A 26,707-nucleotide genomic window follows, 5' to 3' on the forward strand; every position below is an offset into this window, starting at 1 on the left:
TATGGCTCAGCATTTACCTAGCGAAGATCAGATTATTGCAATACTGCGCGACGAACCGATGGTCGGTAGCCGCCTGCGCAGCGCACTCGGGCTCCCCAAGAAGCAGAAGATGGCTTTCAAGCAGCTGCTCGCCGACATGGTGGACCGAGGCCTCTTGAAGCGCACCAGCCACAAGGAATACCAGCTGGGAGACGGCGAAAGCGTCGAAGAAAAGCGCGAAAAGCGAGTGAAGAAGATTGCGGAACAGTCCCCCGAAGACAACCGTCGCCCAGGTGCCCGTAGCCGCCGCCAAAACGACAAGTCTACCGAGACCCGCGTAAAACGCGGAATACTCCACCAGACGGGCGAAGAAGAATGGGAAGTACACGAACTCGAAACCGGCAAGGTGTACGAGATGTGCCACCGCAGGCAGGCCCCGGGCAAGGAAGGCGAAACCATCAGCTTTACGCTGTACCCGCACCCGAAACTCAAGCACAGCTACTTGGCAAAGGTCGACCGCAGCGCCGAAGCCATGAACATCAGCTGGGACGAAGTCAAGACCAAGTTCATGGAAGACGCGAACTTACCCAAGGACTTCAGCCCCGCTATCAAGAAGTATGTGGACAGCGTCAAGGAGCCGTGCGGCAAGGACTTCAAGGGCCGCGTGGATTACAGGCAGCTCACGATTCTCTGTATCGACCCCGAAGGCGCCATGGACCACGACGACGCCATTAGCGTGGAACGCACCCCCAAGGGCTACAGGCTGGGCGTGCACATTGCCGACGTGAGCTACTACGTACCCGAAGGGAGCGAACTCGACGAAGAGGCTCTGGAAAGGAGCTACACGCAGTACCTGCCGTGGACCGCCGTGCCGATGCTCCCGGACAAGCTTTCGAGCAATGTTTGTAGCTTGCACCAGGGCGTGGACCGCTGCGCATTCACCTGCATGATGGAACTCGACAAGCACGCGAACGTGCTCAGCTGGGATTTCCACCGCAGTATCGTGAAGATTACCAAGTCCATCACCTACGAGCAGGCGATGGAAATGATGAAGAACGGCGACGACGACATCAAGGCGCTCGCCGAGGTGACCGCACTTTTGAAGCAGAACCGCACCAAGGACGGCCTGCTGGAATTCCAGAGCACCGAATTCGGCTGCAAGTTCAACGAGAAAGGTGAACCGGAAAAGATTTACCCGCGCGTAACCGACGAATCGAATTCGTGGGTGGAAGAATGCATGCTTATTGCGAACAACTGCTGCGCGAAGGAACTCAAGAAGCGCAAGCTCCAGGGCATTTACCGTATCCACGAGGCGCCAGACACCAAGGACATCATGGAACTGTACTACATGTACCCGGACCTGTTCAAGGATTCTCCGGTGATGTTGCGCGACCTGGGCAAGCCCCGCAGCGGCGACACGAACCTGAACCCGACGGCATTCAAGCTGTACGAGCATTTGGTGAAGCGCGCCCAAGGCGACGAGACGCTTACGAACCGAATTCTGCGCAGTATGCAGAAGGCGCATTACGACAGCAACAGCTTCGGACACTTTGCGCTGAACTGGCAGGACTACGCCCACTTTACGAGCCCGATTCGCCGTTATGCCGACTTGTGGTGCCACCGCGAACTGGCGCGCAAGGGCAAGGAAATTACCGCCGAACGCAAGAACAGCGTGATAGAAGTCTGCGACCTGATTTCGGCAAACGAAGTCAAGAACCAGAAGACCGAACGCATCGCCATCAAGGTGTGCAGCTGCTGGATTTTGAAAAGCCACATTGGCGACGACTTCGAGGCAACTGTCTCGGGCATCGAAGAATGGGGAATCTACGTTTCTATCGCAGACCCCATCGCCGAAGGCCTGGTGCGTTTCCGCGATATCGCAGGCGACGACTTCTACGTATTCAACCCAGACCAGGGACTCGCCTTCGGCAAGAAGAGCGGGCGTACGTTCCGGCGCGGCGACAAGGTGCTGGTGCGCCTTTTGCGGGTAGACCCGCTGCGCGGTCAGGCGGACTTCAGCATTATCGAAAAGCTCTCTAGCGAACCGAAGAAGCGCCGCCGTCAGGGAGAATCTCGCGACGTTCATGAACGCGCTGACCGCGCCGCCGCGGCGGAAGCCCTCGGCTACGTGAGCCAGCCCGACAATGACTTTGACGACGATGTTCCGGAATTCGTTTCGGCGCACAGCCACATGAACCGTGGCGGTCGCGGAAAATCCCGCGGCGGCAGGTTCGATTCCGACGCTCCGAGCTTCGAACGTTCTGGCCGCAGTTCTCGCGGCAAGGGCGGAAGTTCTCGTAGCGCATCCCGCGATGACCGCGAAGGATTCCATGTTGCAAGCAAGCCGCGTAGGGGCGGCTCCCGCAAGGGTGCCGGTCGCAGCCAGAGCCGCGGACGCGGCGGCAGAAGGTAATCTATGTCCAACGGTAAAATCATTCTCTACGCCAGCTACCAGACCGGGGAAAATCTCCCCGGGTATGTTCAGTTTGCGCTAAAGCACCTCGCCGAGACTGACTTTACCGTCGTACTACTCACGAACAAGCGCCCGCTTTCAGCCGAGACGATGTCGTTCCTCGAAGACAACGAAATCACGCTTTACCTAACCGACGGGGACGGGAATGACTTCGCCATGTATCGACGTTTTTTAAAAGACATCGCCAACGGGCGCAGCAATCTAGCCGAGTTCAACACGATTACTCGCCTGTTGCTCCTGAACGACAGCATTATCTATTTCCAGAACAACTTCGACAAATTCATTCGCCGCGCCGAATCGAACTCCGCAGATGCCATTTCACTCACGCAGAGCGATGAGATCCGTCCGCACCTACAACCGTTCTTCTTGTACCTAAAGCAAGAGGCACAGGGCGCTTTCTACCTGCATCTTCTCGAAACACCTGAACCGAGACCCAGCAAGGAACACCTCTCCATGATGGAAGCCCGCTTGGCTCGGGAACTCGGCTTGGCCAGAGCCTTTGATGAAGCGGAGGTGCAGACCGCGCCCCTTTACCGAACGCAACAATGCGATTTTTCGTCCTACCACGAACTTATTGCGCAGGGGGGCGGATTTATACATCGTGCACTTCTGCAAAAAGAGTTTAATGCCCATGACAAGGCGAAACTCCTGCGGCACGGTGCCTATAAAACGCTAAGCACTGATTACTCCAAGCTGATCATGGATGCAGGCCTTGCGCCCGACTTTAAAGAAGAGTGGCTTCCGAGGCCACGCAGAAGCGCAGTCATCCGAAAAATCGAACTTTCCGTACTGAATGCCGCATTGAAGGTGCTCCCGCACAAAGCAGACTAGTCTTCTAGCGAAGAAGCCTTCTCCACCTTAAAGAATGTCGTCACCTGGATGGAATCAGTCTCTTCGATTCCTTTTTCGTAGTGTGTGTAGCCCAACGTCCACGTGACCGTGGTGTCCGATTGCAGCTTGGACTCGTTCATAAAATTGTAGCCAATCGTTACAGCGTAGTAAGTCTGCGGCCACCGCGACAAGCTATAATCCAACTTTATTCCCATGGGGCGTAAACTAAGCACCAAAAGAGGAAAGTCCTTAAAGGTTAGTTCAGAACTTACCGTCAGATGATTCTTTCCACCCCACTCCGGATCGCGGACATCCAGCGTATCGAAGAAGGCGCGCATCTCGGTAGAATCAAACGGATGATCGCCCTGCATATAAATGTAGTCGGGCGGAATGTAATCCGTTTTTCGGGAATCTCCATAGTTCAGGAAGGTCGTATCCGATGTGGCTACAAGGACCTCCTTATGGTAGGCGTCGTGGTAGACCGTATCCGTTTTGCAAGCATAATAAATCGCGGAAACGATCTGTCCGCACGGATAAAGTGCGAGAATTGAATCGGTAATCCTGTAAAAAGAGTATTCGTTAACCAGGACCTGGCCAACCCATTGGCAGCTAAATGCTTCGTCATTAAATTCGCAATCGATAAACCGAGAATTCCGTGTGACCGTATCGAGTACACCCGTCTTGTTTTCCCTATATACAAAACTCGTGTAGGAATCCGTAGAATAGGTAGTGTCGTAGACCGTATCCTTGTAAACCACCAGCGTGTCGCGGACAATAACCGTATCGATTGACGCTACGAGCGAATCGACAGGCGCATCTTTATTCTGCAATGAATCGGGCTCATCGGCAGGAGGATTCTGCGCATCGGGATTTTCGCGCCCGGGATCTTCGGCGTTGGAATTTCCGGCATTTGGATTTTTCGCATCAGGACTTTCTGCCGTAGCGCAGTCTTCCTGGACATCTTCGCAAGCCGTCCCCTGCAGCACCGTGGCCGTTTCGTCCAGAGAACAGGCTGCCATCAACGACAGCAGCGTTCCACAGAATACAGGCAATATTTTTTTGAGCATTTTCATAGTTCCTCCCATTTCACCCCTAAAATAGGTTCTTTCGGGAGCAAATGAATGGGGCTATTGCCTTTCCGCAAAACCCTGTAACTGCCGTCACCTATTTTTGCTGGAACGGCAAGCGTTCTTCTCCCCTAAACGCAAAGATCCCCGACATGGTCGGGGATTTTATTTACTTTACCATGATCTTTGTCGCCTGCTGCTGCGAGCCTGCGCGGACGCGGAGCATGTAGAGGCCAGACTTCGGAGCGTCCAGCAAGAGTGCGTTCGTTCCTTCCACAGCCCTTGCATTAGCCGTCGCCATCACATGGCCCTTCATGTCCATGATATCCACGCGGGCACTCTTGCCGGCAAGGCCGGTGGCATCGAAGGACACCTGCAGCTTGCCGCCGAGCCTTGCCATGCGCAGGCCCTTCAGCGAGCTTTCCGCCACGACGCGGTTTGCCGGGGCGACGCGCACGGTTGCGGTCTTCGCGGTTTCCTTCAGGTAGACCTTCAGCGGAACACCTTCCTGCATTTCGGTGGTGTTGCCATCCACCGTCACGTAGACGCGGTAGCCGTAGGCCTTCACGCCGTCGATACCCACCAGGCTCAAGTAGCCAATGCGGTTGGTGGAAGCAGAGATGGACACCGTCCATTCCATGTCGTCGCTGAATGGCTTGATGGACTTCGCAAAGGCGTGCTTGCCATCGACAATCGACAAGTTCACATGGTCGCCCATGCTTTCAGGCGGCTCTTCGGCGTTGAACGGATTCGGGCCCGCACCAAGGATATTCCATACGTCGCGCTTGCCGTTCTTGTCGGACAGCACCGCCTGCAAGGTCCAGCGTTCCTTTGTCGCAGTCTTTGCAAGCACGCGCTTCAGGAGCACCGGATTTTCCGGATCGCCAACCTTTGTCGAGTCCACATCAACCGTATCGGATTCCTGTGCGAATACAGGCTTTGCAGAAATGTTCCAAGTCGTCCTCTTCGAGACCTGTACCCAAACAGCTTCATAAGGCTGCATGGTCAGAACACTGTCGTAGCCACCCGTCTCGGCATTGTAGCGCCAGAAGGCCACTTCCGATTCTTCGTCAACATCCTTAAGCTTGTCGGGGTTGTTCGAATACAGGTCAACTGCCCAGCCGTGAGGGTTGGCAACCAGGTTCCAGCCCGTGCTCACGCTATCGAGATCCCAGACAATGTCCTTGCCGTCGTCATCGACATCCTTGCGCAGCACCAGCGGGCTACCCTTGAGAGAGCTGTACCACGCACCGCGAGTCGAAACAACGGAATCGCCCACGCTGAAGCGCTTATACTGCCAGAATTCACCCGTGCCATGTTCATCCCACCAGTAGAAGATCTGGTCGTTGGTATCGATCTTCGAAGTATCCACGGCGGCAATCGAAAGCATCTGCCAGCTGTCGGCGGCAATCGAGGCAATTTCGTTCACGACCGAGAATTCCCTTTCGTATTCAGCCACTTCAAGCGAGTCTTCGAGAACCAAGGCAACCTTGTAGTTGCCGGTACGCTTGGCACGCAGCACCACCTCGTCGGTATAGCCCATGGCAACAGAGTCGCCCAGCAGGCTATCGACAACAACCGAGTCGGTCGCCATGTCAATCAGCTGCACCCTAGCAGAAACTCCGCGGGTCACTTCGAAGTCGCTCGCCTTGAAGCTCAAGCGAATAGCGTTTCCACTCTGTACAAAGCTTGTATCGACAATCTGAATCGGGGTCTTGTTGCTCTTTTCGAATACAGCTGTAAGGAGAGCGCCTTCCAGGCTGCCCGGCAGATGTTCGCCTTCGTGGAGGATCGACATCACCTTTTCGTTACGAGTAATGGACACCGAGCCCAATTCGTAGCTCGAATCCGGAGCAGAGCGCACCGTCCATTCGAGGCTTACGATATCCATCGGAATAAGCATCGTGCCCTTGTCGTTAAACTTGTGGACCGCTTCGCCGCTGCCCGTATTTTCGACAAGCATCACGGATCCCTTATCCTGCTCGATAGCGACACGGGTAAGTTCGCCGGCGCAGAGTTCGAGGCTATCGGTAAAGCGAGCGTACAGGTTCACCTTCGTCGTATCGTCCAGATTCGGATAAGTTGCATAGAGCTCATCGGCGAGGGCGTCGCCCATTACCGTGTAAGAGGTCTTGCCATCCGGCTTTACGCTCCAGCCCGCAAGGCAGCGGTCAGAGTTGTAGACCATAGCCGGGAGCATCGTTTCTTCAGCCGTTGCGATAAAGTCGCCTTCGGACTTCCAGTCGTCACCCAAAAACAACGAATCCTTCGAGGTCACGTTGAACACCAGATGGAATCCGATGTACTTCGCAATAACGCTGAAGGTCAGCGACTTAGGCATTTCATTGAGATTTCCGTAGAAATCATTTTCCGTGGTATCAGCACCAGAAGCAGATGCCCACACCAGCGGACGTTTTCCCATCAGGAGCCAGGACGGATTCGGTTCGAAATGACCCGTCGCGATAATTTCGTCATCGGGAGCCGTCGGAATCTCGAGGCCATCCTTGCCCACCACATAGGCAAATGTCGAGTCAGACACTTGCTGCACAATGGTCAGGGTACCCTGCTTCAGGCTGTTCGACACAAGTGTGTGCGTCGGGACGGTCGCCTTCGTATCCCACACGGCGTAAAGAACCGGATAAACATCTTCGAAGAACTTCATCTGGTATTCTTCAAAGGCGTACTGATCGAGCTTGGCTAATTCGGCAGGAGAGAGGCTGCTCTTGTAGGCTTCGAATTCCTTCATGCGCTGTTCATACACCTTGTCGAGATTCTGCTTGTAGGTTTCATACTCTTCGACAAAGCGGTCGTCGATTTCCTTGTAAGCTTCGGAAGCCGTTGCATTCTTCTTGAAGCTCCAGCCGACAAGCTTTGCGTCGCTACGGTAGGCTCCCTTCGGGAGCTCGTCGCCATAAGAGGAACCCCACCAGCGGAATTCAAAGTCCCTGCCGTAGAACACGTCGGCACCGCCCGCATTTACATCGAGAACGACTTCAAGAGAGCCGATATCGCCCGATGCCTTGAGACGAGTGTCTTCCGAGAAGGTGCGAGTCTGACCCATCCAGAACGTTTCATTGATTGTTCCGTTCGGCGACACGACATTGATGTAGGTGTACTCGACCTTATCGGATTCCGAGATGAAGTCGACTTCGAATTCCAGGTCATCTTCCTTAGGAATGACGATCGAGCTACCGCCAGTAACGAAGAATTCTTCGGAGTATCCATAGCTAACATTCGTGAGTTTCACCGAGCCTTCGGAAGCCTTGTTCTCTACAGACACCATAACCGTCTCTCTGTTGCTACTGGGCGCCCACACGGCATACAGTGTATCCGGGGTATCGAAGGTTTCGCGGGATTCGACATGCTTCTTATAAGCATTGATGAACTTGTCATTCCAAATCGTCAGGATAGGATCGCCTTCGGCAATATTCTTCTTGAACGACCAGCCCCTGAGCACGGCATTGGTGCGGTAGATTTCAATCGGCAAGGATTCGTCTTCTTGCATGTTAAACAGATCGGGGTTGTAGTCGCGACCATAGAACACCGTATCGGCATTTGCGGCGAGCACAAGACCCTTGCTGTTCAGGTACACTTTCGCATTCAAGATGGTGTTCGCGTAGAATTGGAATTCGGCGCCGTTAGTTAGATAACTTTTGATATTATCATATTCATCCATGACGCGGATGTCATCATCGTAGAGCAAGTGGTAAGCATGTCCCGCAGTGAACTGCACCGTAAAGGCGAGATCAGCCGCATAAGGCACCGCCATTTCCTCGCCCGAGACGCTATAGGAGTTGCCTGCGTTCACCAAGGTGAATGCACCTTCGGCAGCGGTGTTGTTCGTCTTCACCGTATACACCTGCGGGTCACAGTCGCTATCCATTTCAGGAGTCGTCCACACGGCATACAGCGTAGAGGGCTTTTCTCCTTCGATAGCCCTGTAAGCCACGATGAAGTCTTCGTTGAGTTCCTTGAAGGAGTCACCCGTTCCAGCCGCGTCAAAGGCGAAACCTGCGAGGCACTTGCCGGTCTGGTAAGCAGATGTCGGGAAGTAGAAGTTGCGGTCACCCGTGAAGTCGTAATCCTTCTCGCTGAACCAATCCGTGCCGTAGAACACTGTATCGCCTGTTGCGGCATTCGCGTTGAAGGCGAAGTGGTAAACGTCTTCGGAAGTTTCCACAGCAATGTGCGTCGTCTGGGTAAGTTCAAACGTTCCGCCATTGGCGATGGAATCAATGATGGTTCCATTTACATCGACCAGCTTGACCGGGCGGCCATTCTTGATCGTATGTTCGTTGTCAGCCACAAAGTTCACACTGAAGACCAGATTTTCCTTGGCAGGGGCTTCAAGACCACCGCCTACCTGGAATTCGTTCTCTACGCCAGTAGCGATGTTCTTGAGCGTGAGCGAGCCTGCCTCGTCAGAATCGAAGTAGATGGTGTATGTGCCGGTCTCGTCGTCACTATCCCAAGCGGCATAAAGCGTATCGGACTCTTCCGGAGTTTCACTCGATTCGAGACTCTGCTTGTAAGCTTCCACAAAGGCGTTGTCGAACTTCGCATGCGCTCCAGAGACTGTACCAACCGACCAGCCCACAACCTTGAAGCCCACGGCATAGACATTAGTCGGGAGTGTATCACCATAGCTCGTAGGCGTCCATTCAAAGCCAGCGAAATCAGACGGATAGAAGACATGATCGTCTTCAACCTTCAAGACAAAGGTCTTCGTCTTGAGTTCAACAACCGCATGGAGCTGCTGGGTTTCAGCCGAGCCCGTGAAGATGTAGGATTCGCCATCGTTCACCCTTGCAAGGGCTGTTTCGGTATTGGCGGCATCGTATACATCTACCTTTCCGGTGTAATCGAACGCGGCATTTTCAGTAAAGGTCACCTTGAACTTTAGGTCTTCTTCGGCGGGAACAACGAGGCTCGACAGGTTGTCAAATTCATATTCGTTGTTAATGCTATCGCCGAACGAATTCGTCAAGACGAACTTACCTTCGGTAGTGTCGTTTGCAGCCGTAATGGTATAGGTTGCACGCGGTTCAGAGCAGTCGCCCCACACCGCATAGAGCGTGAGAGGAGAACTGTAGTCTTCCGCCTTGAACCTTGTCACGAAATCTTCACTCAGTTCATTATAAGTTACCGTCGGGTCGGAATCTTCAAAGGCAAAGCCTTCGAGGCACTTGTCCGTGCGGTACAAGGAAGTCGGGAACTTCAGGGACGCTTCGGCATCGGAAATGTCGTATGCCTTACCAGCGAACCAGTTTTCACCGTAGAACAGTGTTGCACCATCGGCATTTTCGGCGAAAGCAAGCTCGAATTCCGTCATCTTCAAAGTAGGATCGGCAATGAGTTCTGCATTGCGCGTAAAGATGTAGGCGTCACCATTGGTATGGCTTTCGGTAATTTTGCCCATCTTTATGCTGATGTCGTTAGTACCGTAGTCATCGTAGGTGTCCTCTGCGGTGAACAGCACATCGAACTCAAGATCGTCTGCGACAGGAATTCCAAGAGAAGACTCATCTTCAGCAGCAGGGACCGTGTAGGCTTTGCCCGCATTCGTCAAGGTGAAGGTACCTTCGGTCGCGCTATTGGTCGTTCCGACCATCACAAATTGCTGCTGGCACTTTTCACCCGGTTGATACCACACGGCGTACAGCGTATCCAGCGGACGACCGAGCTTCTTGTAATCGGCAACAAACTCAGAATCGATTTCCGTATAGAACTTGACATCCGGCATCGTCATGGTGTAACCCGCCGGGAGAGGTTCCATCGGTTCGAAGTAGAAACCTGCAAGGCAGTTGGACTGCTGGTACGCAGAAGTCGGGAAGCGGTGTCCATTTTCGGCCATGCTGTAGGTTGCAGTCGATATCCAATTTGTACCATAGTAGACAACCGCGTCATCATCCACATTGATGTCGAAGACAAATTCGTATTCGTCGGTTGTCGGCGTCACGCGAACTTCGATCGAGCTAAGGTTGAGATAGGTTTCGTCAATGGTCACCATTTCACCATTGTCGATTTGCGCAACGACGCCAAAGTCACCCATCAAGGTGATCGGCTTTTCGGCGGCTGCAACCGAGTGGGCGCTGTCGGCGGTATAGTTCACGGCAAAGGCAAGGCCTTCTACCGCAGGGATTTCCAGAGCACCAGGAACATCGATTACGACCGTATCCCCGTCGACCACCTGGGCAAGCGAGAGCTTACCCGCAGCAGCCGCTTCGGAAGACAGGTACATGCTGATCGACGGAGTCTCATAGTTTTCTTCCCACACGGCATAGAGCGTAACAGGGCCTTCGAGTTCCTCGTGGCGGGTCACTTGTTCGACATAGTCGTTGTAGGCGTTTACAAAGTCGTCATCGAAGTTCTGGAAGGCTTCAGTGGAATTGCCGAAGCTCCAGCCGCTAAGCTTTTGGCCTGCACGGTAGATGTTACCCGGCAGGGATTTGCCAAAGTCGTCGGCCATCGGAGTCCAGGTCGAACTGTAAGCGGAACTGTAGAACACGTCGTTATCTTCCACCTTCAGAACGAAGTTGTATCCCACCGCTTCGGTAGCGATATCGATGGCGTAAGTCGGCACACCTTCGATGTCTTCTGTCCTTACGTACCAAATGTCATGATCTACATCTCGATCGGCACTGACAGATTCATCGGAGCCAGCCACCGTGTAGGTGAACATGTATTCAGCATCTTCTGCAATGCGGTAGCCGATCTTTGCCTTGGACTTGGATTCATCCATATGGAAGACGAACTCGTCGCCCACCAGCGAAATACCTTCAGTGGTAATCTCATGAGGCAGCGAGTCTTCGCCAAACATCTGGTACAGCGTAACGGTCGTGTGTTCGGAACCGTTCTTCAGGACCACCGTCGGTTCAGGCAGAGTGCATTCCTGCCAGATGGCGAAGAGTTTCGTCGGGTTGTCGGAATTCGTGCTGAAGTCGCCAAAGTGGTCGGCATCGAGCACCTGGTAAATGGAGTCAATACCCGTAGTGAAACGGTCTGCCGACGTAGTGGACCAGCCCGCAAAGCACTTGTCGGTGCGGTAGGGCTTCCAGAAGGCAACCGTGTCGGCATTCGATTCAAGTTCAACGGAGCCCGCCGTGACAGCACTTGTCGGCAGGTAGGTGTTCGCGGAATCTTCAGCCGAAGAAAGCGACAGGTCGTAGGTCACGTAAATCGGGGCAAGGTTCACGAACTTGGCGTTGAACACCAGGTTTTCCATAATGTTCAGCGAGTCGCCGTCTTCGAGTTCGGCAATGATGTAGTTGCCGTTCTTCGAAGTCTCGTAGGTCAACTTGTCCAGCACATAGCCTTCAGCAGGTTCCACCTGGACAATAAACTTGACACCCGTCAAGACGGTATCGCCATTTCCATTGTCGTTGTAGGCGGCAGGGACATGCATATAGAAGTTTCCGTCGTTCGGACTAAACGAATGCGTGACCACCAGCTGGGCAGGGTCATCTTCGCTTTCGGGAGCCTTACCCAACTTCTGGAGCAGCTTGATCGTACCTTCGCCTTCGACATTCAGGAACTGGGTAAAGTAGTTCTCAGAGCCATCGCACAGGTAGTCACTCCTTTCGACATCAGGAACAAGCGTGTTCACAAAGCCATCCATCTTTTCAGTCGAAGTCATATAGGCAAGTTCATACTTGATGCTTGCCGTAGGCTCGCTTTCTATGCGGTCAGACTCGTCAACCTTCCAGGAAATGCGGCAACCTTCAGCATTGTAGACAACAGGAGCCTTAACGTCGTCTACGGTAATATCACGCATCGAGCCAAACCAGTCTATTACATAGTCGCCATTAACCAGCTTGTTCGCCACGAACACTTCGGCATCGGAGGGCATCGCGAAGTCCACGTTGTAATGCAGCTGGGTGTACCTGACCGTCAGATACATCGAATATGACATTGGCATCTTAAGCCTCTTGGTCGTAGAATCATAGCCCCAGCCGTCTTCGTCAAGATACTTTCCATTTTCGACATCAGCAATACTATAAGGATCAATTTCCATAGAATAGCCCGGATCCGGCTCATATTCCAACACGAATTCAAGGGTGTCATCGTCACCCAAGAATGAGGCAGGGGTTTTCCAAGTCAACATAGATCCAGCATCCGTCGGTGTATCGAGCGACGTTCTCTGCTTAAACGTCAAATCCTTCCAGGTCTGCTTCAGCACGACATTTCCATGGTAGTCGGTGTCATAATGGGGTAAATTCGGCAAATCAACAGTGATATAGTTCCTGTAATACCCTCTATTATCATCGATTTCCCCTGCAAATGGATAAATAGTCAAGGCTGTCGCAGTGGGATTATCTTCAATAAGGTATCCGAGAAGTTCCGAGTTGAACTGGGGCTTCTGCGTCGTGTGCATAAGCGATGAGACTATAAAATTCGAACGCCAATTATCCAATTCATAAGGTTCATCGAAATCCGATTCCGTCTTGACATCGTTCGCCCAGAAGGCCTCGTTGAAAATATATCCATTGTTAAACACATACACTTTCGGGAACTCTCTCGCCGGTCCCACGTTCATTGTTAGCGAGCCAGTTTCTGCGTCAACTCGGTCATACCAGCTTTTTCCTAACACCACGGTGGAATCCTTGAAAGAACTGATATCGAAGGTGACCGTGTAATCGATAAACGACATGTCATCAGGTACAATGCGCGTGTTTTCCGTAAGGAGGCGTGTTTGCAGAACCATTTTGCTTTCTGCACTATTATACTCACCAATTTCACTATCATTAAATTCAAGTTTAATAGAATTGACTTCATATCCCGGATTAGCCTGGAACGCGACATCCATCGTTATTTCATCAAAGTACCCTGTCCAAGGGAACGCAATAACGCTATCGGAACTGTGTGTCAAAGTAATCTGTTCGCCCGCCATACTGAAAGTTTGCGAGAGACTTATCGTCATCGGATGGTCGTTTTCACCACATCCATCTATAGCATTCTCTTCAGGGCAGCCAATCTTAATACGTTGGTAACCAGGAAAATTACCCGTTGGCGCCACTTTCCACACAGGTTTCAGCTTTATCGTTTTGTCCTCAATGGCGATTTTCCCAGCAGCTTCTGCAGCCAAGGCTGCTACAACCAAGTCAGCAGAGAAGGTTGGGAACACCTCGTTGAGTTCGGATTCCATCACCCCCATACAGAAGGTATCTTCGTCCTTAGCGTTCCCCTCTAAGCAATTAGCTCTTTCTTCATAGAACGTCCATCCCGAAACAACATAAGTTTTTGGAGATCCCTCAAGAGAAGCGGCGTAAAGCACAGGCAGCTTCTGGGCAGACTCACCAACCACATAAGATGCCGGAAGGTCAAGATCTTTGTCAAGAGCATAAAGTTCATACCTATAATTAGTAGTGGTCGAAGCATTTACGGACACTGCAATATGTTCCCAGCCCGTAGTATCAAGGGCAACCGTATAATCGGCACTAATCAGATCCACATAGAAACTTACTTGATGCCCTTCAGTCGTAAGAATGCCGTCTGTATATGGAATTTTCACCGAGCCAATTTCTTGAGACGACAATTGATAATACGATTCACTGTAAGTTGCATAGCCTTCTGCCGGCACCGCATGAATTTCAAAGGTGAAGGGAACATAGTTTTCCGCCACAGCTTGCGACAACGACACCTTCGGAACAGACAGTACAAACTGGGTCGGGTCTTGTTCGTTCTGGACCATTACATGCTTGATTGTATCGGCAACGTCATCATCACCCGTAACGCCGATAATCTGGCGAAGCTCCAGACGAGTCAATGCATCAGGATTGTTGACTGTGGCTTTTATCAAGAAAGCGCCCTCCGGGGCATCGCCACAGAGATTTGGATTATCATCCGGCGTAAAGTAGACCGGGTAGAGGACCATCTCGCTTTCATAGTCTTGAGCAACAGACTGATCGAACTGCCTGTAGACCGGATGTTCCCCGTCATAAGTTGTTGCTTTAGACCAACCAACGCAGCCATCCAAGGCATAGAGCTTGGGCATATCCAGATCAGCATCACCCAGGCCATAATTCTTAACATCGGGCCAATTTTCACCCGTATATTCATCGGCGACATAGTAATCGACACTCGTTACGCCCACAGCATCATTATCTGTCGGACGCTTAAAGCCAACCAAGAATCGTTCATAGTCGAAGCTTATATTAAAGCCTGCGGAATTAAGCATCGAAGTGTTGATAGTAAGAGTCGTGTCACCCTGTTCAGGGGCATTAAGGGCAATCGAGCTATTTTCGCTTACGCCCTGTTTGAAATCACGCTGAAGCTCAATGCCAGAAATTTTGAAACCTCTTTCAATAGCGGTACTCACAATAAAGGTCAGCGTATCGTCTACTTCCGGCAAGGTGGTATAATGGGAAACATATCCACCACCATCATAGGTTGTCACCATGGGATGTGCAATCGTATCGCCTTCACCCAACACCTGTTTCAGGACCACGTATCCGGGGAAAGCAGCCAAATCCTCATCGTCTACAGAAGCCCAGTACGAGAAGTCGAGAGTGTGCGGAGTTGTACAATTGTCCGAATTCCAGGTGCCATAGGCAGTCGTATTGTAATCTGCATCTACAACGGCGCTGTTCAAGAAACTTTCGTTCAGCACATAGGTGCCAGGCACCGAACCGTCATCGACAGGCGACCAGCCGCCAAATGCCGGACATGTCGTCGTGTAGACCTTGGGGAGATTGCCGGCTTCGACCGTAACATTGCTCTTGGGATTATTCCAGCCATTGCCAAAGAACAAGACCGAGTTATCCGCAATTTCTGCAGGAAGTTTCAGATCGAAATTGACGGTGTAGTTGATGGGGGTATAATTGGCAGCAACCCTCAAATTTCCGCTAGGTCCATATTCCGTCGAGACCTCTTGCTTTGCCAGGGCCAATGCAGTCCTCACATTGTTCAAATTCACCGTATCGGTTGCAGTCAGATTGTTAACCGACAAATGAAGCCTCACATTCGAAAGCATCTTCTGTAAAAGGTTCGCCACCGAGCCAAAAGCATGGTCTTCCGTACTTTCGTAAATAGGTTCATGGACTTCATCAAGTTCATAGGTACCATCGTAATACTCATAAGTCGCAGTGTAGGTCCCCTCTAGTTCATAACCCACCTTCTGTTCAAAATCGTAAGCCCTTACACCCATGGCACTGGGAATAGTAACGTAATAATTCGTATTGGGGCTAGAAAAGACGCGCACACTCTCGCCATCGGCATCGACACCGTACGCATCAATGGTGGGGCCGTTTGATACATATACATCGAGATTTTCGCTAGATCCCGATTGATAATTAAGCTCAATCTTGGATACAGCATTGTCCAGACCACGGATGAATTGTGAAATTTCTGAGACCAGCCAGATTTGAGAATGATAAGTCCAACTCGCCGGAAGTTCAATTTCTTCATCGTTTTCATCATACAGTTTCACCGAAAGTCTCAGCTGCGTAGCATCGGGAACTTCATCTGTACCACCAAGATCTACTACGAGAGGGAGGAGCTGATACGATCCGTCATCACCCGAGCTAATCGTATTCACCTTCGGAGACATAAAGATAAATGTCTTGTCGGTCTGCGATTCAAACGGAGTACATGAAGTCTGTCCCGTGCAATAGTTGTAGGCAATAGAAATGTTCTGAACTCCCTTAATGGTCAAAGGCTGGTCAGAACTAAAGGCCACGTTTGCAATCGATGTCACATCCCGTCCAGTTCCATCAACCAGCATCAGGGAACCCGCTTCTGCACCGGAGCTCATTTCTACCGCCGATACCAAAGCATTCAACTTGTTCACAAGTCCAGAGCTGACATGCTGAGTCGCATCGGTATAGCCATAGATTGCCTGATAATAACCATAATCATCATCAAAGAAATACGCGTTCCACCTTTCAAAGCCCAAAGTCGACATCTGAGTAGAATTCAGCCCCCAAGAACCATCCCAATCAATACTTACCACATGGTTCGGCAGGTGTTCATCATCGGCAAACGTGGGGAATTTATCATTCAATCCGTCAGCTCTGGTCCACACATTATGTTCGTCGGCATTAGGCGTTTCACCGTCTTGAACAACCGGATTCTTGTTCATCAATGCCGCGAACATGTCTGTCTTCATATCATCTTCATCGGCAATACCATTACGAACAACCCCAACAAGTCTAACGACGACCGGATCTTCTCCACCGCCCTCTTGCTCGGTAGAATATGCAAAGTAATCCAAATAGTAATACATGTCATCACTATGCATATAATGGCCCATGGCACCATCCGTAGCCAAAGCACCAGATGCATTACGTACGTTGCCAAAGACATCTTCATCACCACTTTTCCAGGAATTTGCATTGTAGCCGTTTCCGATACCCTGCACGATAACATCCGAGCCAACGTGATAGTTGTTATACACAACTTTAGAGTTCGCACTCAACGAGCCGACAATGTAACCTTTCAAAGCGTCATCAGAACCACTAATAGATCCCCTAGAATAGGTATTCTTTATAGTTAAACTGTTGCTGGGGAGATTCACCTTACCAAAGATTCCACCTACATTTGTACCACCACTGATGGATCCTTCGAAGCCAAACCTTTCAAGAGTCTGTGACGATGTACTGTAGTCCTCAACAAACAAGCCCGCGAAGCCACCGATATTCACTTCCGTTGCACTGGAGGCGTTACTGATAGTAATGTCAGAAATTCGGAATGTATTGGGAAGAGACTCTCTACCGCTTACAAGCTCACCAACGACACCACCCAAAGAAACAACCGTACTGCTAGCAATAGAGGCATCCGCAGACACAGTGTTGTGGGATATCGTTATGGTAGCACCGTATCCGCCCACACGACCCATGCCAGCAACGACACCCGCCTGCACAGAAGCGGTCGCAACCACTTCCTTTGCAATGATGGTTGAATTTGTTATGGTCACATTCGACAATCTCGAAGCATAACCGTAATCAGAATTATTTAAATGACCGGCAAGGGCGCCCACAGTGTTACCGACAACGGTCGCATTATTGACCGTCACGGAGCTCCAGGTAACTTCGCCTTTTTGGCTTGAACCAAGGACACCCGCGCTGTCACCACGCACATAGGCATCAACAAACGCGACAGACGAAATTGAATTCACATCAGCCTGCAAAAAGCCAGAACTATCCGCTGTTATGTGGCAGAATCCATAAACCGTATGTCCGTAGCCTTCAAACTCTTTTGTGTATAGAGCGCTGAAATCAGACATCACACAAGCATCGGAACCACTGTCGTAGCCGCCCAGGTACAAGTCAGAGCCAAGCATTATGGTACTCCAGTTTCTTCCCAACTCTTCTTCCACTTTAGCAGCCAACTCAGACCAGCACCTATAGTCGTCGTCACCCGGAACAAACGCACCCTGAGAAATTGTACACGTCTGGGAACTGCATTCTACACGGAAATACATTCCATTGTCAAGGCAACCGGCATTGTCATAGGACACCGTGGAACCAGCAAAGTATGGCGTGACGGTCACTTCTGCAAACGGCATAACAAAGGTCGCGGTATTGCCATCTTTAGTCGTCTCTACAACATTCCCATTTTCATCGACAACGCGAACACCGCTGAACACATTACCATCCTGGGGATTTGCCGTCAGGGAAACAACGTCACCAGGCTTCGCATTTTCAGCGATCTCCACCGAGCCGTTTCCGACCGAACTTGCAGTAGCGATTGCATAATCAACATATTCTCCCAGCGATAACGTCAAGTCAAACCCGCTGTACGAATATCCGTTAGATTTAAAATAAAGAGTCATTATTCGCGATGAACCAAAAACGTCCCCAACATCGGTATCCGAATAACCATTGTCGGGCCCTATCATCTTTTTGAGGTTGCTGGCATATGCAGCGCCGTCATAAACGGACAGGCTGGCATCGGCGCTTTGGATGGTTCCCGACAGCCTAAATACATAGCCTTCGGGAGCCGTCAAAACCAGGTAACCGTCAGCCCCTGCCTTATGGGAACCAGTTCGACCACCGTCATCATACACCTTGAACGACTGGACGTTACCCGGAATCTGGGCATTCGTCGTACCGGTCGCAGGCATGTTAATATAGAGTCCGCCATCAGCGGTCAGGTCATTTGTATATGTCGGAGTAACCGTAACATCGGCATAGGGCATCGTGAACACCAGCGGATCGTTGGAATACCATTCACCACCGGTAAATTTTAACGCCCTACCATTTTGTTCGGCAACAGATATTCCACTCATCAAATAGCCGGTTAACGGTTGAATATTCAAGGTTACCGTTTCTCCCGCAAGAACATCGGTCTCTGCCGTACTGATGTTTCCGCCTTGCCCCTGATTTTCAAAGGTTATTTCGTGTGCAATAGATGCGGATGCCAATGTCACCGTAAGGTCTAGGCCTTCGTATGCATAATTTATAGCGCTATTCCGAAAACGGATCGTCATTGTACGACCAGAACTGGACCGCATAGGAACATCTCGGGGTACACCCCAGTCTGAGCTTCCGAAACTAGACAGCAAGGGTTCTCCGCTCGCATCGCCGTCATAAACAGTCATGGACGCATTGTAATAGTAGTGCGACGTTATGGTTCCTTCCACCTGCAACACATAACCTTCAGGGGCGGTCATGACCAAAGAACCATCTAAAGAAGCACTTAATGTGTAATTACCGTTCTTGCCACCATCATCGTAGACCTTGAACGAAGTCACGCCAGTTCCAATTTCCAAAGTGTTGGTTCCTGTCGTAGGCAAATTGACATAAAGCGAGCCATCATCACCGTCTTCTGCCAAGGAGACTGCATCCGCCCAAGTCGCCGACGCAGCGAACAGGACCATCAGGATGGACATGAAAAACGTACTAAAACTCGGAATCTTCTTCATAAGAAATCCTCTAATTATTTTCGAGGTAAAATATAGTTTTCTTACAGGAGGCTTACAGAATGGTGTCAGTCGCCCAGCAAGTTCCATCACAAGCAAAATAACGCCCGTTTTCTTGTACACCGGGCGCATCTTAACGAATTAACAATTTATCAACAAACTATTAACAATTGAATTTTGTATAGGGAATGTGGGGTCCAAAATCAACATTTTCTTCAAATCCAGCGTATTAAGGAAAAGGGAGTAAGCGAAAAACCGAACAAAAGGACCAACATGCCTGAAGAAAACAAGCCTACCAAGCCCTACATCGTCACAAACGATGCCGGGGAGGAGTTCTGCTGCCCATCTACCCGCCAACATTCCGCGCCCTGATGGACGACAAGGACACCATTCGCGATGTGCTAAACAGCCTGCTCGAGTTGGACCACGACCGCGAAATTGTGGACCTGAGCTACGAATTCGAAAAACACCTTGATGTGTTCATACCCGGTGACGAGACAACAAAACTCGATGTGTGGGTAACGACAAGGGACGATCGTTTCATCAACATCGAACTGCAGAACCGTCAGCATCCGTTCTTTCTTGACCGCATGCAACTGTACAATTCCTACCTGATGCTACGGAGTAAGCACGACTACAACAAGTCGGACACGTTTCTCGCACTCTCGGAAAGGGAGCAGAAGATCCGCTACTACGAGCTTCCCGAAACGGTTTCCATCTGGCTCTGCAATTTCGGAATCTTAAAATCCGAAAACATCTTCAAGGACACATGGACAGTCTACAGCCAGAGCGACATCAGGGAAGGCGGAGCCCTACCCATTTTTCCAAAAAATAGATATATTATAGTGGACTTGCTCAAGTTCGCGAAACTTCGCAAAGGAGCGAACTCCCGCGAGGACTTCTGGCTAGGACTTTTAGCCTGGGGACCGCTCAGAGTCAACGACACAGACGACCCGCTTTACGCTAAAGCCATTGACCGCCTGCGCGTAAGCCGTGCGAACCCGAAACTTATAAAAACCTTGGAGAAAACCATGTTCGACAAACATGCAGAAGAAGCAATCCTTGCAGAAGCGGAACTCAAAGCCGAAGCCCGTGGTGAAGCGAGAGGTGAAGCGAGAGGTGAAGCTAGGGGTGAAGCTAGGGGTGAAGCGAGGGGTGAAGCGAGAGAACGTTCCAGAAATGAAGAAACGAGCAAACGCAGGGCAGAGTATCTCCGTTCGCAAAATGTCCCTGAAAACATCATTGCAGAGATGCTTGCCGTCAAGTAGATTCAGTCAAGCCAAAACCCCGAGCCGCCTGGTTCGGGGTTTTGAAGAGCAATAGTATATAATTCTGCTAATCCTTGACGCAGCGAACGGAAAGATAACACGATTTACTCACCCATTTGTCAGCACCAGCAATATCTGCATATACATACCAATGGTAAATAAACGCGCTGTCCCTTTGAGCGGTTGTCCAAAAATCAGATGCATAGCCAACAAAGCGATCTTTGCAATAAAAGGGAGCAGGATGTGCAGAAAAACCAAACTCATCTTTTGCCCCCTTCCAGCGTTCAAAACCTTCCGCCTGCAGCGCATATGCAGAATACCCCACTGCTTCATAAAGAGCTTCCCATTCTACAGAATCGGGCAAATGCCAATCTTTAGGGCATATTCCACGCACTGGAGAAACCGCCGAGCATACTTCACCGAAACCACAACCCTTGCCGTTGTCGCCAAAAGCGGCTACACTGTCCATTGCCGTTGCCCATGTATAAAGTTTTCTGTACTTTTCACAGCTGTCCATATAGCAATGATAATTGGAATCCACTTCATAGTTCAGGTTTTCGGCCATCCATATCTGATTTCCAATTTTCACCACGCGATAGATATTCGAATCCCTTAAATCTCTAATTTCGTGGAACGTCCATTCTCCTGCAGAGCACTTTAAACTTCTTACAGAAGCATCTTCATTTGGGAAAACGAAAATATCGCCTTCGTTTGCCCCAGAGCAATCGTCCACATTGAATTCCTTCATCCAGAAATTGCGAACGTATTTTTCAAAATTAGGAACAGTCTTCGACATTTTCCAATTTAGAATATTATTACGGATTTTCGGAAGGCGTCCAGACAAATCGGCATTCATCGCCCAACTTGCGATTTCTGCCCTTACAGAGTCATTGTTACCCTTGCCGTTGTTCAAATAGTTAGGAATAAAGTTATAGTCTTCATCGATAAGACGCTTCACACTAGCAGAATCCCTCAGCAGAAGGATAGAAACGGCTAGCAGCACCGCATCTGACTCAGACGACCCAAATATGTTCATTTGCTCAAAATCAAAAATATCTGTATCATCAACATGGAAATAGTTCAATATTTCACCATGAGCTTGTTTTTTCGCCTGTTCCACGGACATATTCTCTTTAGACATCAACCAACGAGTGCGCGAATAATCCAAAGTTGTGAGAGCATTGACATATACTGTTTTATTTTTTTTGATATCAACCATAGCAAGCAGTTTATCATAATACGAGTTTCCATAGCGCAGTTCACCCGTAACTTCATTGAGATAATCTCCTTGCACAAGAAAAGACGCATATTGACTCGTAAATTTGGCTGTCGGAAAGCTAAACCGTCCCTTATCATCCATTGGAATAAGAGAGCATGCTTCCCCCAGAATACAAGCTTTCGCCCCCTCGACCATAGGACCTTTCTGCGCATAGACAATAATCGAATCCGTCGCCATACGGGCTTGCAAATCCAACGTCACCGACTGATTGCCACACACTATCGTCACCGTGGTATCCGTCGCATCGGCAATGGTACAGCCAACGCCATCGACACCGTCTTCACCATCTTTTCCATCAGCGCCCTTGTCTCCAGGCTCTCCCTTGGCGCCATCATCGCCATCGGCTCCATCTTGACCATCGGTACCATCTTCACCATCTGTGCCGTCTTTGCCATCTTTTCCTGCAGCCCCCTTTGTACCGTCTTTGCCATCCCTGCCATCCATACCATCAGCGCCATCATTTCCATCGCGACCATTCCACACAGTGCCAATAGAATCGCCATTGCAGAGAATCTTGATGCCAGATCCATCCGAAAGTTTCTTTGTTTCGCAGGAGACCTTTTCGCTCACATAGACCTTACTAACGCCCTCGTCTACATAGATCGTATCATTGCCCAGTTCGGACATGCTCACCCACTCGCCATCTACGCAGATGCGAACGGGAGTTTCTCCTTTTACAAGGGCCTGAGAACCTTCATTCTCTGAAGTACATCCAGGCAAATCAGAAATGGTTTTGACCACAGACATCTTTTCTTGGACAACCTGAGTCGTTTCGTCACCACAGGCAGCCAAAAAGAGTATAGCGAAGAGACCAAGAACCAGACCGATACGGCAATCAAGTTTCATGCTTTCACCCTCAACAAAATCATTGAACATTCTTAATACAACGGACGGAATAACCCGTACTCTTAGACCAGCCATGGAAAGAATAAGTATCCGGAAGCAAATTCCAAAGATAGGCTTGAGTATTGTTAGATTGAGTCGAACTCCAGAAATTGGCATCATCACTAACAAGGTAGAATACTCCCCTATAGTAGGTTCCTGCAGGAATCGCCGAAAATCCATAAGCATCCGTCGCTTTGGGCCATGCGGCATGGCCTCGCACCTGCATAGCGTGAATATTCATTCCCATTATTTTGAACAACACGTTCCATTCCAATGTGTCAGGCAAGTGCCATCCTACGGGACAAGACTTCATTGCCGCATACCATGTATAATAGCGGCCAAACATTTTGCTCGAATCGGAATCACAATCATCTTGATAGCAGTAATTTTCAAAGACCTCTCCGTCTACCCGGTATTCGAAACTCAAGTTTTCCGCCATCCAGGTTTCGTCTCCAACCATTACGAACCTGTATACATGATGGTCTCGCTCATCACAAAACTGGGTTTCCGGATTATAGGAATTCGGCCCACAAGCAGCCTTGAAGATTCTAATGACATTTTCGCCACAAGTAATTAAAATTTCCCCATTGGTATGTTCTGTCAAATCACAGCTACTCCCATTCACACCATTTTTTCCATCAGCACCTTTTTCACCGGTGTCTCCTTTTACTCCCTCAGCACCATCTGCCCCATCTTGTCCATCTGTTCCGTCCTTTCCGTCTACGCCATCTCTTCCATCTTTGCCGTCTGCACCATCAGCACCATCTACACCGTTTCGTCCATCTTCTCCATTGATTCCATCTACTCCATCTCGACCATTCAACACCGCTCCTATAGAATCGCCATTGCAGACAACCTTATATCCCGAGCCATCAGAAAAAGTCTCTATTGTGCAGAAATAATCTTTGCCTACATAGATTTTCTCGACATTTCCATCGAGGTAGACCGTATCGCGCTCCTGATCAAGTACGCCTACCCATTCCCCGTCTACACAAGCGAACATCGTGCCAGATTCTTTCACCAGAGCCTGTTCGCCTTCGTTTTCATCGGAGCATTCCGACAGGTCGTCAACAGATGCGACAACAGGCATTTTCTCTTGGACAACTTGAGTAGTGGATTCTCCGCAAGCAGTCAAAAGCATAACCGCAATCAAAGCCCAAAGACAGGGGCCAAATACGCGTAAATCCAGAATTGCCTTAAGGCAATTGAGCGAAAGCTTGCATCCCATAATGAAAAATGTAATAAAAATAAAAGAAACCCGGGCCAGAAGGTCCGGGATTCGGGGTTGACGAAAAGCGGGCGCCGAGCCTACTTCACGATTTCGGCGTCCTGCACCTTCTTGCCGTTCACGGTCTTGGGCGCATTATCGCCATCGCGGCGGATAATCTTATACTGAATGATGCTCCAGAAGTTAGACACAATCCAGTAGAGCACAAGGCCAGACGGCATCACCGCGCTAAAGAGGAACATCATGGCGGGCATCATCCACACCATCATCTTGGCCTGTGCGGGGTCCATGGCGCCGTTGCCACTCATGGTCACCTTGGTCTGGAAGTAGGTGGTGACCACCATGATCCACGGAAGGAGGGCGAGGCCATCGGGCATGATGAACGGGATGCTGATGCCGTGGAAGATCACGTCGCTACGGCTGAGGTCGGTAATCCAGAGGAAGGCAGGCATGCCGCGGAGTTCGACGGCGCGACCGAGCACAAAGAAGAGGCCCATGAAAATCGGCATCTGGATAATCATCGGGAGGCAGCCACCGGTGCAGCTGGCGAGCGGGTTCACGCCGTTCTTGGCGTAAAGTTCCATGATGGCGGCCTGCTTCTTTTGCGGATCGCTGCGGTACTTCACGTTGATTTCGTCGAGCTGCGGCTTGAGCTTGCTCATGGCAGAAGTCGACTTGAGCTGCTTGATGGTAAAGGGCGTCGTAAGGCCACGCACGATGAAGGTCACGAGAATGATGGCGACACCGTAGTTCGGAATGATCGAATAGAAGAAGTTGAGCAGCTTGAGCAGCCACTTGCAAATCCACACGAACCAGACGCTGGAACCGGGAAACCACTTGGAGCCCGTCACGATAATCTTTTCGTAGCCCTGGCCGAGGGACTCGACGACATCCCACTGGAGCGGGAGAACCATGAGATTATAGGCAACGGAGTCGCCACGCACGGCGTCTGCAATGGAGAGGCTGTAGGTACCCGGATCAGGAATTTCTTCGGTGGCGACCTTGATGTGCTTCGCGTTCACCTTGGCGGGCACCGGCTTGTCGAACTGCACCGACATCGCCACGTACTTGCGGCGAAGCCCCACCCAGTAGTAGTTTGCCTCGTCGAACGCCATGGCGTCGGAGAATGTTTCGCGTTCGGTGATTTCGCTGTTCTTGAAGATCACCTCGCTAAAGAAGTAGCTGGTGCCGCCGAAGCTCTTGCCCTTCGGAATCACTTCGGTTTCGCGCATGCCGCCCTTCCAGGAGAGCTCGTAGTTATCGACGCGGAAACCCTTGAAGCGGTTCACCTGGCGGACCGCGACGCCCGACTTGGTAAATCCGTAGCTACGCACCAGCTGGTTGCCGTTCGCGTCGGTAAAGACGAACTGGACTTCGGTATCGTTCTCGACATTGATCCATTCCGGGGCATCGACATCGAACATGACTTCGGAAAGGTCCGCACCGCCGAGTTTAAGGTCCAGGGCGCCGAGCGCGGTATCCTGGATGAGTTCGGGGAAATGGTTCGCGGAATCCGGCAGGGCCTTGACGATCACGCTCTGGACCTTGCCGCCCTTGTTGGTAAGGGTCATGATGAACTTGTCAGTTTCGACCGTGACCGTGCGCGGGGCAATGACCTTCGGAGCCGGCGCCGTGGCGGAGTCTGTGGATTGCTTCGCTTCGCTCGCAATGACGTTAGCGGAATCATTCACATTGATGTTAGCGCTATCGGCAGCTACGCTTGCTGCACCGAGAACCGGGGCGGCCTTGACTTCAGCGGTTGCGCCGGGGAGTACGAGTCCGTTTGCAGACGGGGCCTCGGAAGAATCGACCACCTGGGCGGCGGCAGCCTTCTCGGCGGCCTTTTTCGCCTGTTCGGCCCTGGCCGCAGCCTCGTTGTTCGCGCTGGTCGACATGAACCACCAAATCATGATGGCGCCGATAAGGATCGATCCGACGATAGTATTCTTATTCATCACTTTTCCTTTTTGGGCGGGACCGGGTCGTAGCCGCCCTTGCAAAACGGGTTGCACCTTAAAATTCTAAAAACCGCAAGATAGAAACCTTTGAACACCCCGTGAACCTGGACAGCCTCTATCGCGTACTGAGAGCATGTCGGCTGGAACCTGCACACCCCGTGAAAAAAATAGGGGTGAATCAACTGGTACAGCCGGATGGGGGCTATCAGGACAGCCTTTGCAGCCGCGTGAAACCTGCCCCAGAAGCCGCTATTCATTGGGCATGGCCCCCAGGTCGAGCCCCTCGGTCCATTCCATCTTCTTAAAGACCTTGAGCGCCGACTGTCGCATGCGTTCCGAGGACACCTCCCCGGCCTTGTCACTCACGATGATCATCGCCCAGACGGGCTTTGCAATGTGGGGAACCCTTTCAAAAAACAGGGGCCGCAGCAATCTACGGCACTTGTTGCGGTAAACGGCGTTGCCGTTTTTCTTTTTTGCCAAAAAGCAGAAACGACAAAAACCGTCCGGGCTTTCTATCCAACGCATCGAGAACGACGGCGTGCGGATGAACTTTCCATGGACGGCTACTTGCCGATAAGCTGGCTCGTTGGGCAGCCTATAGGAGCGCAGAGCGGCGATATGCCACCCCCGACTACTTCTTGTAGATCGTATCGCTCACGGTCAGGCGCTTGCGGCCCTTGGCGCGACGACGGCTCAGAACAGCACGACCCCAACGGTCTTCCATGCGGGCACGGAAACCATGCTTGTTGGCGCGCTTACGATTATGAGGCTGGAATGTTCTTTTCATTGTAGTAACCTTTATTAAAAGTCAAATTTTTTGAGTCACAAAATTAGAAAAATTCCTAGATAAATCAAGGGGTCGGGCCAAATGTAAGC

At 50.9% G+C, this 26,707-nt stretch carries 11 protein-coding genes; 3 read left to right on the top strand and 8 right to left on the bottom strand.

Features of this window, described 5'->3' with window-relative positions:
- The first annotated feature begins 1 nt into the window (after position 1).
- Together ACKI61_RS08115 and ACKI61_RS08120 are read left to right on the top strand one after the other, a co-directional pair.
- Positions 2-2,392: an RNB domain-containing ribonuclease gene (locus ACKI61_RS08115; protein WP_407457241.1), complete on the top strand. Its 2,391-nt coding sequence runs from the start codon at positions 2-4 to the stop codon at positions 2,390-2,392.
- Positions 2,393-2,395: 3 nt separating this feature from the next.
- The gene (locus tag ACKI61_RS08120; protein ID WP_407457242.1) at positions 2,396-3,283 is read left to right on the top strand and encodes a hypothetical protein; all 888 of its coding nucleotides are present in this window, start codon (positions 2,396-2,398) and stop codon (positions 3,281-3,283) included.
- On the opposite strand, the gene ACKI61_RS08125 is transcribed toward ACKI61_RS08120, so the two are convergent.
- Positions 3,280-4,356 (bottom strand): hypothetical protein, encoded by a 1,077-nt coding sequence (locus ACKI61_RS08125; protein ID WP_407457243.1) that lies wholly within the window; start codon positions 4,354-4,356, stop codon positions 3,280-3,282. The genes ACKI61_RS08120 and ACKI61_RS08125 overlap by 4 nt on opposite strands.
- Before the next feature lie 163 nt (positions 4,357-4,519).
- Positions 4,520-19,213 carry an InlB B-repeat-containing protein gene (locus ACKI61_RS08130; RefSeq protein WP_407457244.1) on the bottom strand — a complete coding sequence of 4,898 codons (14,694 nt, stop codon included), beginning with the start codon at positions 19,211-19,213 and terminating at the stop codon, positions 4,520-4,522.
- A gap of 368 nt (positions 19,214-19,581) precedes the next feature.
- Between ACKI61_RS08130 and ACKI61_RS08135 the strand changes: the two genes are divergently transcribed.
- Positions 19,582-20,478 (top strand): PD-(D/E)XK nuclease family transposase, encoded by an 897-nt coding sequence (locus ACKI61_RS08135; RefSeq protein WP_407457245.1) that lies wholly within the window; start codon positions 19,582-19,584, stop codon positions 20,476-20,478.
- 67 nt (positions 20,479-20,545) lie between these two features.
- On the opposite strand, the gene ACKI61_RS08140 is transcribed toward ACKI61_RS08135, so the two are convergent.
- The 6 genes from ACKI61_RS08140 to rpmH all read right to left on the bottom strand — a co-directional run bounded on the left by ACKI61_RS08140 (position 20,546) and on the right by rpmH (position 26,618).
- Entirely contained in the window at positions 20,546-22,678 is a 2,133-nt protein-coding gene (locus ACKI61_RS08140; protein ID WP_407457246.1) for an FISUMP domain-containing protein, read from the bottom strand.
- Positions 22,623-23,870 (bottom strand): FISUMP domain-containing protein, encoded by a 1,248-nt coding sequence (locus ACKI61_RS08145; RefSeq protein WP_407457247.1) that lies wholly within the window; start codon positions 23,868-23,870, stop codon positions 22,623-22,625. The genes ACKI61_RS08140 and ACKI61_RS08145 overlap by 56 nt, the downstream gene beginning before the upstream one ends.
- Before the next feature lie 80 nt (positions 23,871-23,950).
- Entirely contained in the window at positions 23,951-25,825 is a 1,875-nt protein-coding gene (gene yidC, locus ACKI61_RS08150; RefSeq protein ID WP_407457248.1) for a membrane protein insertase YidC, read from the bottom strand.
- Positions 25,825-26,085 (bottom strand): membrane protein insertion efficiency factor YidD, encoded by a 261-nt coding sequence (yidD, locus tag ACKI61_RS08155; RefSeq protein WP_407457249.1) that lies wholly within the window; start codon positions 26,083-26,085, stop codon positions 25,825-25,827. Before yidD ends, yidC begins: the two co-directional genes overlap by 1 nt.
- On the bottom strand, positions 26,078-26,482 hold the full coding sequence (locus ACKI61_RS08160; RefSeq protein ID WP_407457270.1) for a ribonuclease P protein component: 405 nt from the start codon (positions 26,480-26,482) through the stop codon (positions 26,078-26,080). The genes yidD and ACKI61_RS08160 overlap by 8 nt, the downstream gene beginning before the upstream one ends.
- A complete protein-coding gene (gene rpmH, locus ACKI61_RS08165; protein ID WP_072979488.1) occupies positions 26,463-26,618 on the bottom strand; it encodes a 50S ribosomal protein L34 in 156 nt (51 codons plus the stop codon). The genes ACKI61_RS08160 and rpmH overlap by 20 nt, the downstream gene beginning before the upstream one ends.
- Between the last annotated feature and the right edge of the window lie 89 nt (positions 26,619-26,707).

Source organism: Fibrobacter sp. (genome assembly GCF_045601785.1).
GTDB lineage: Bacteria > Fibrobacterota > Fibrobacteria > Fibrobacterales > Fibrobacteraceae > Fibrobacter.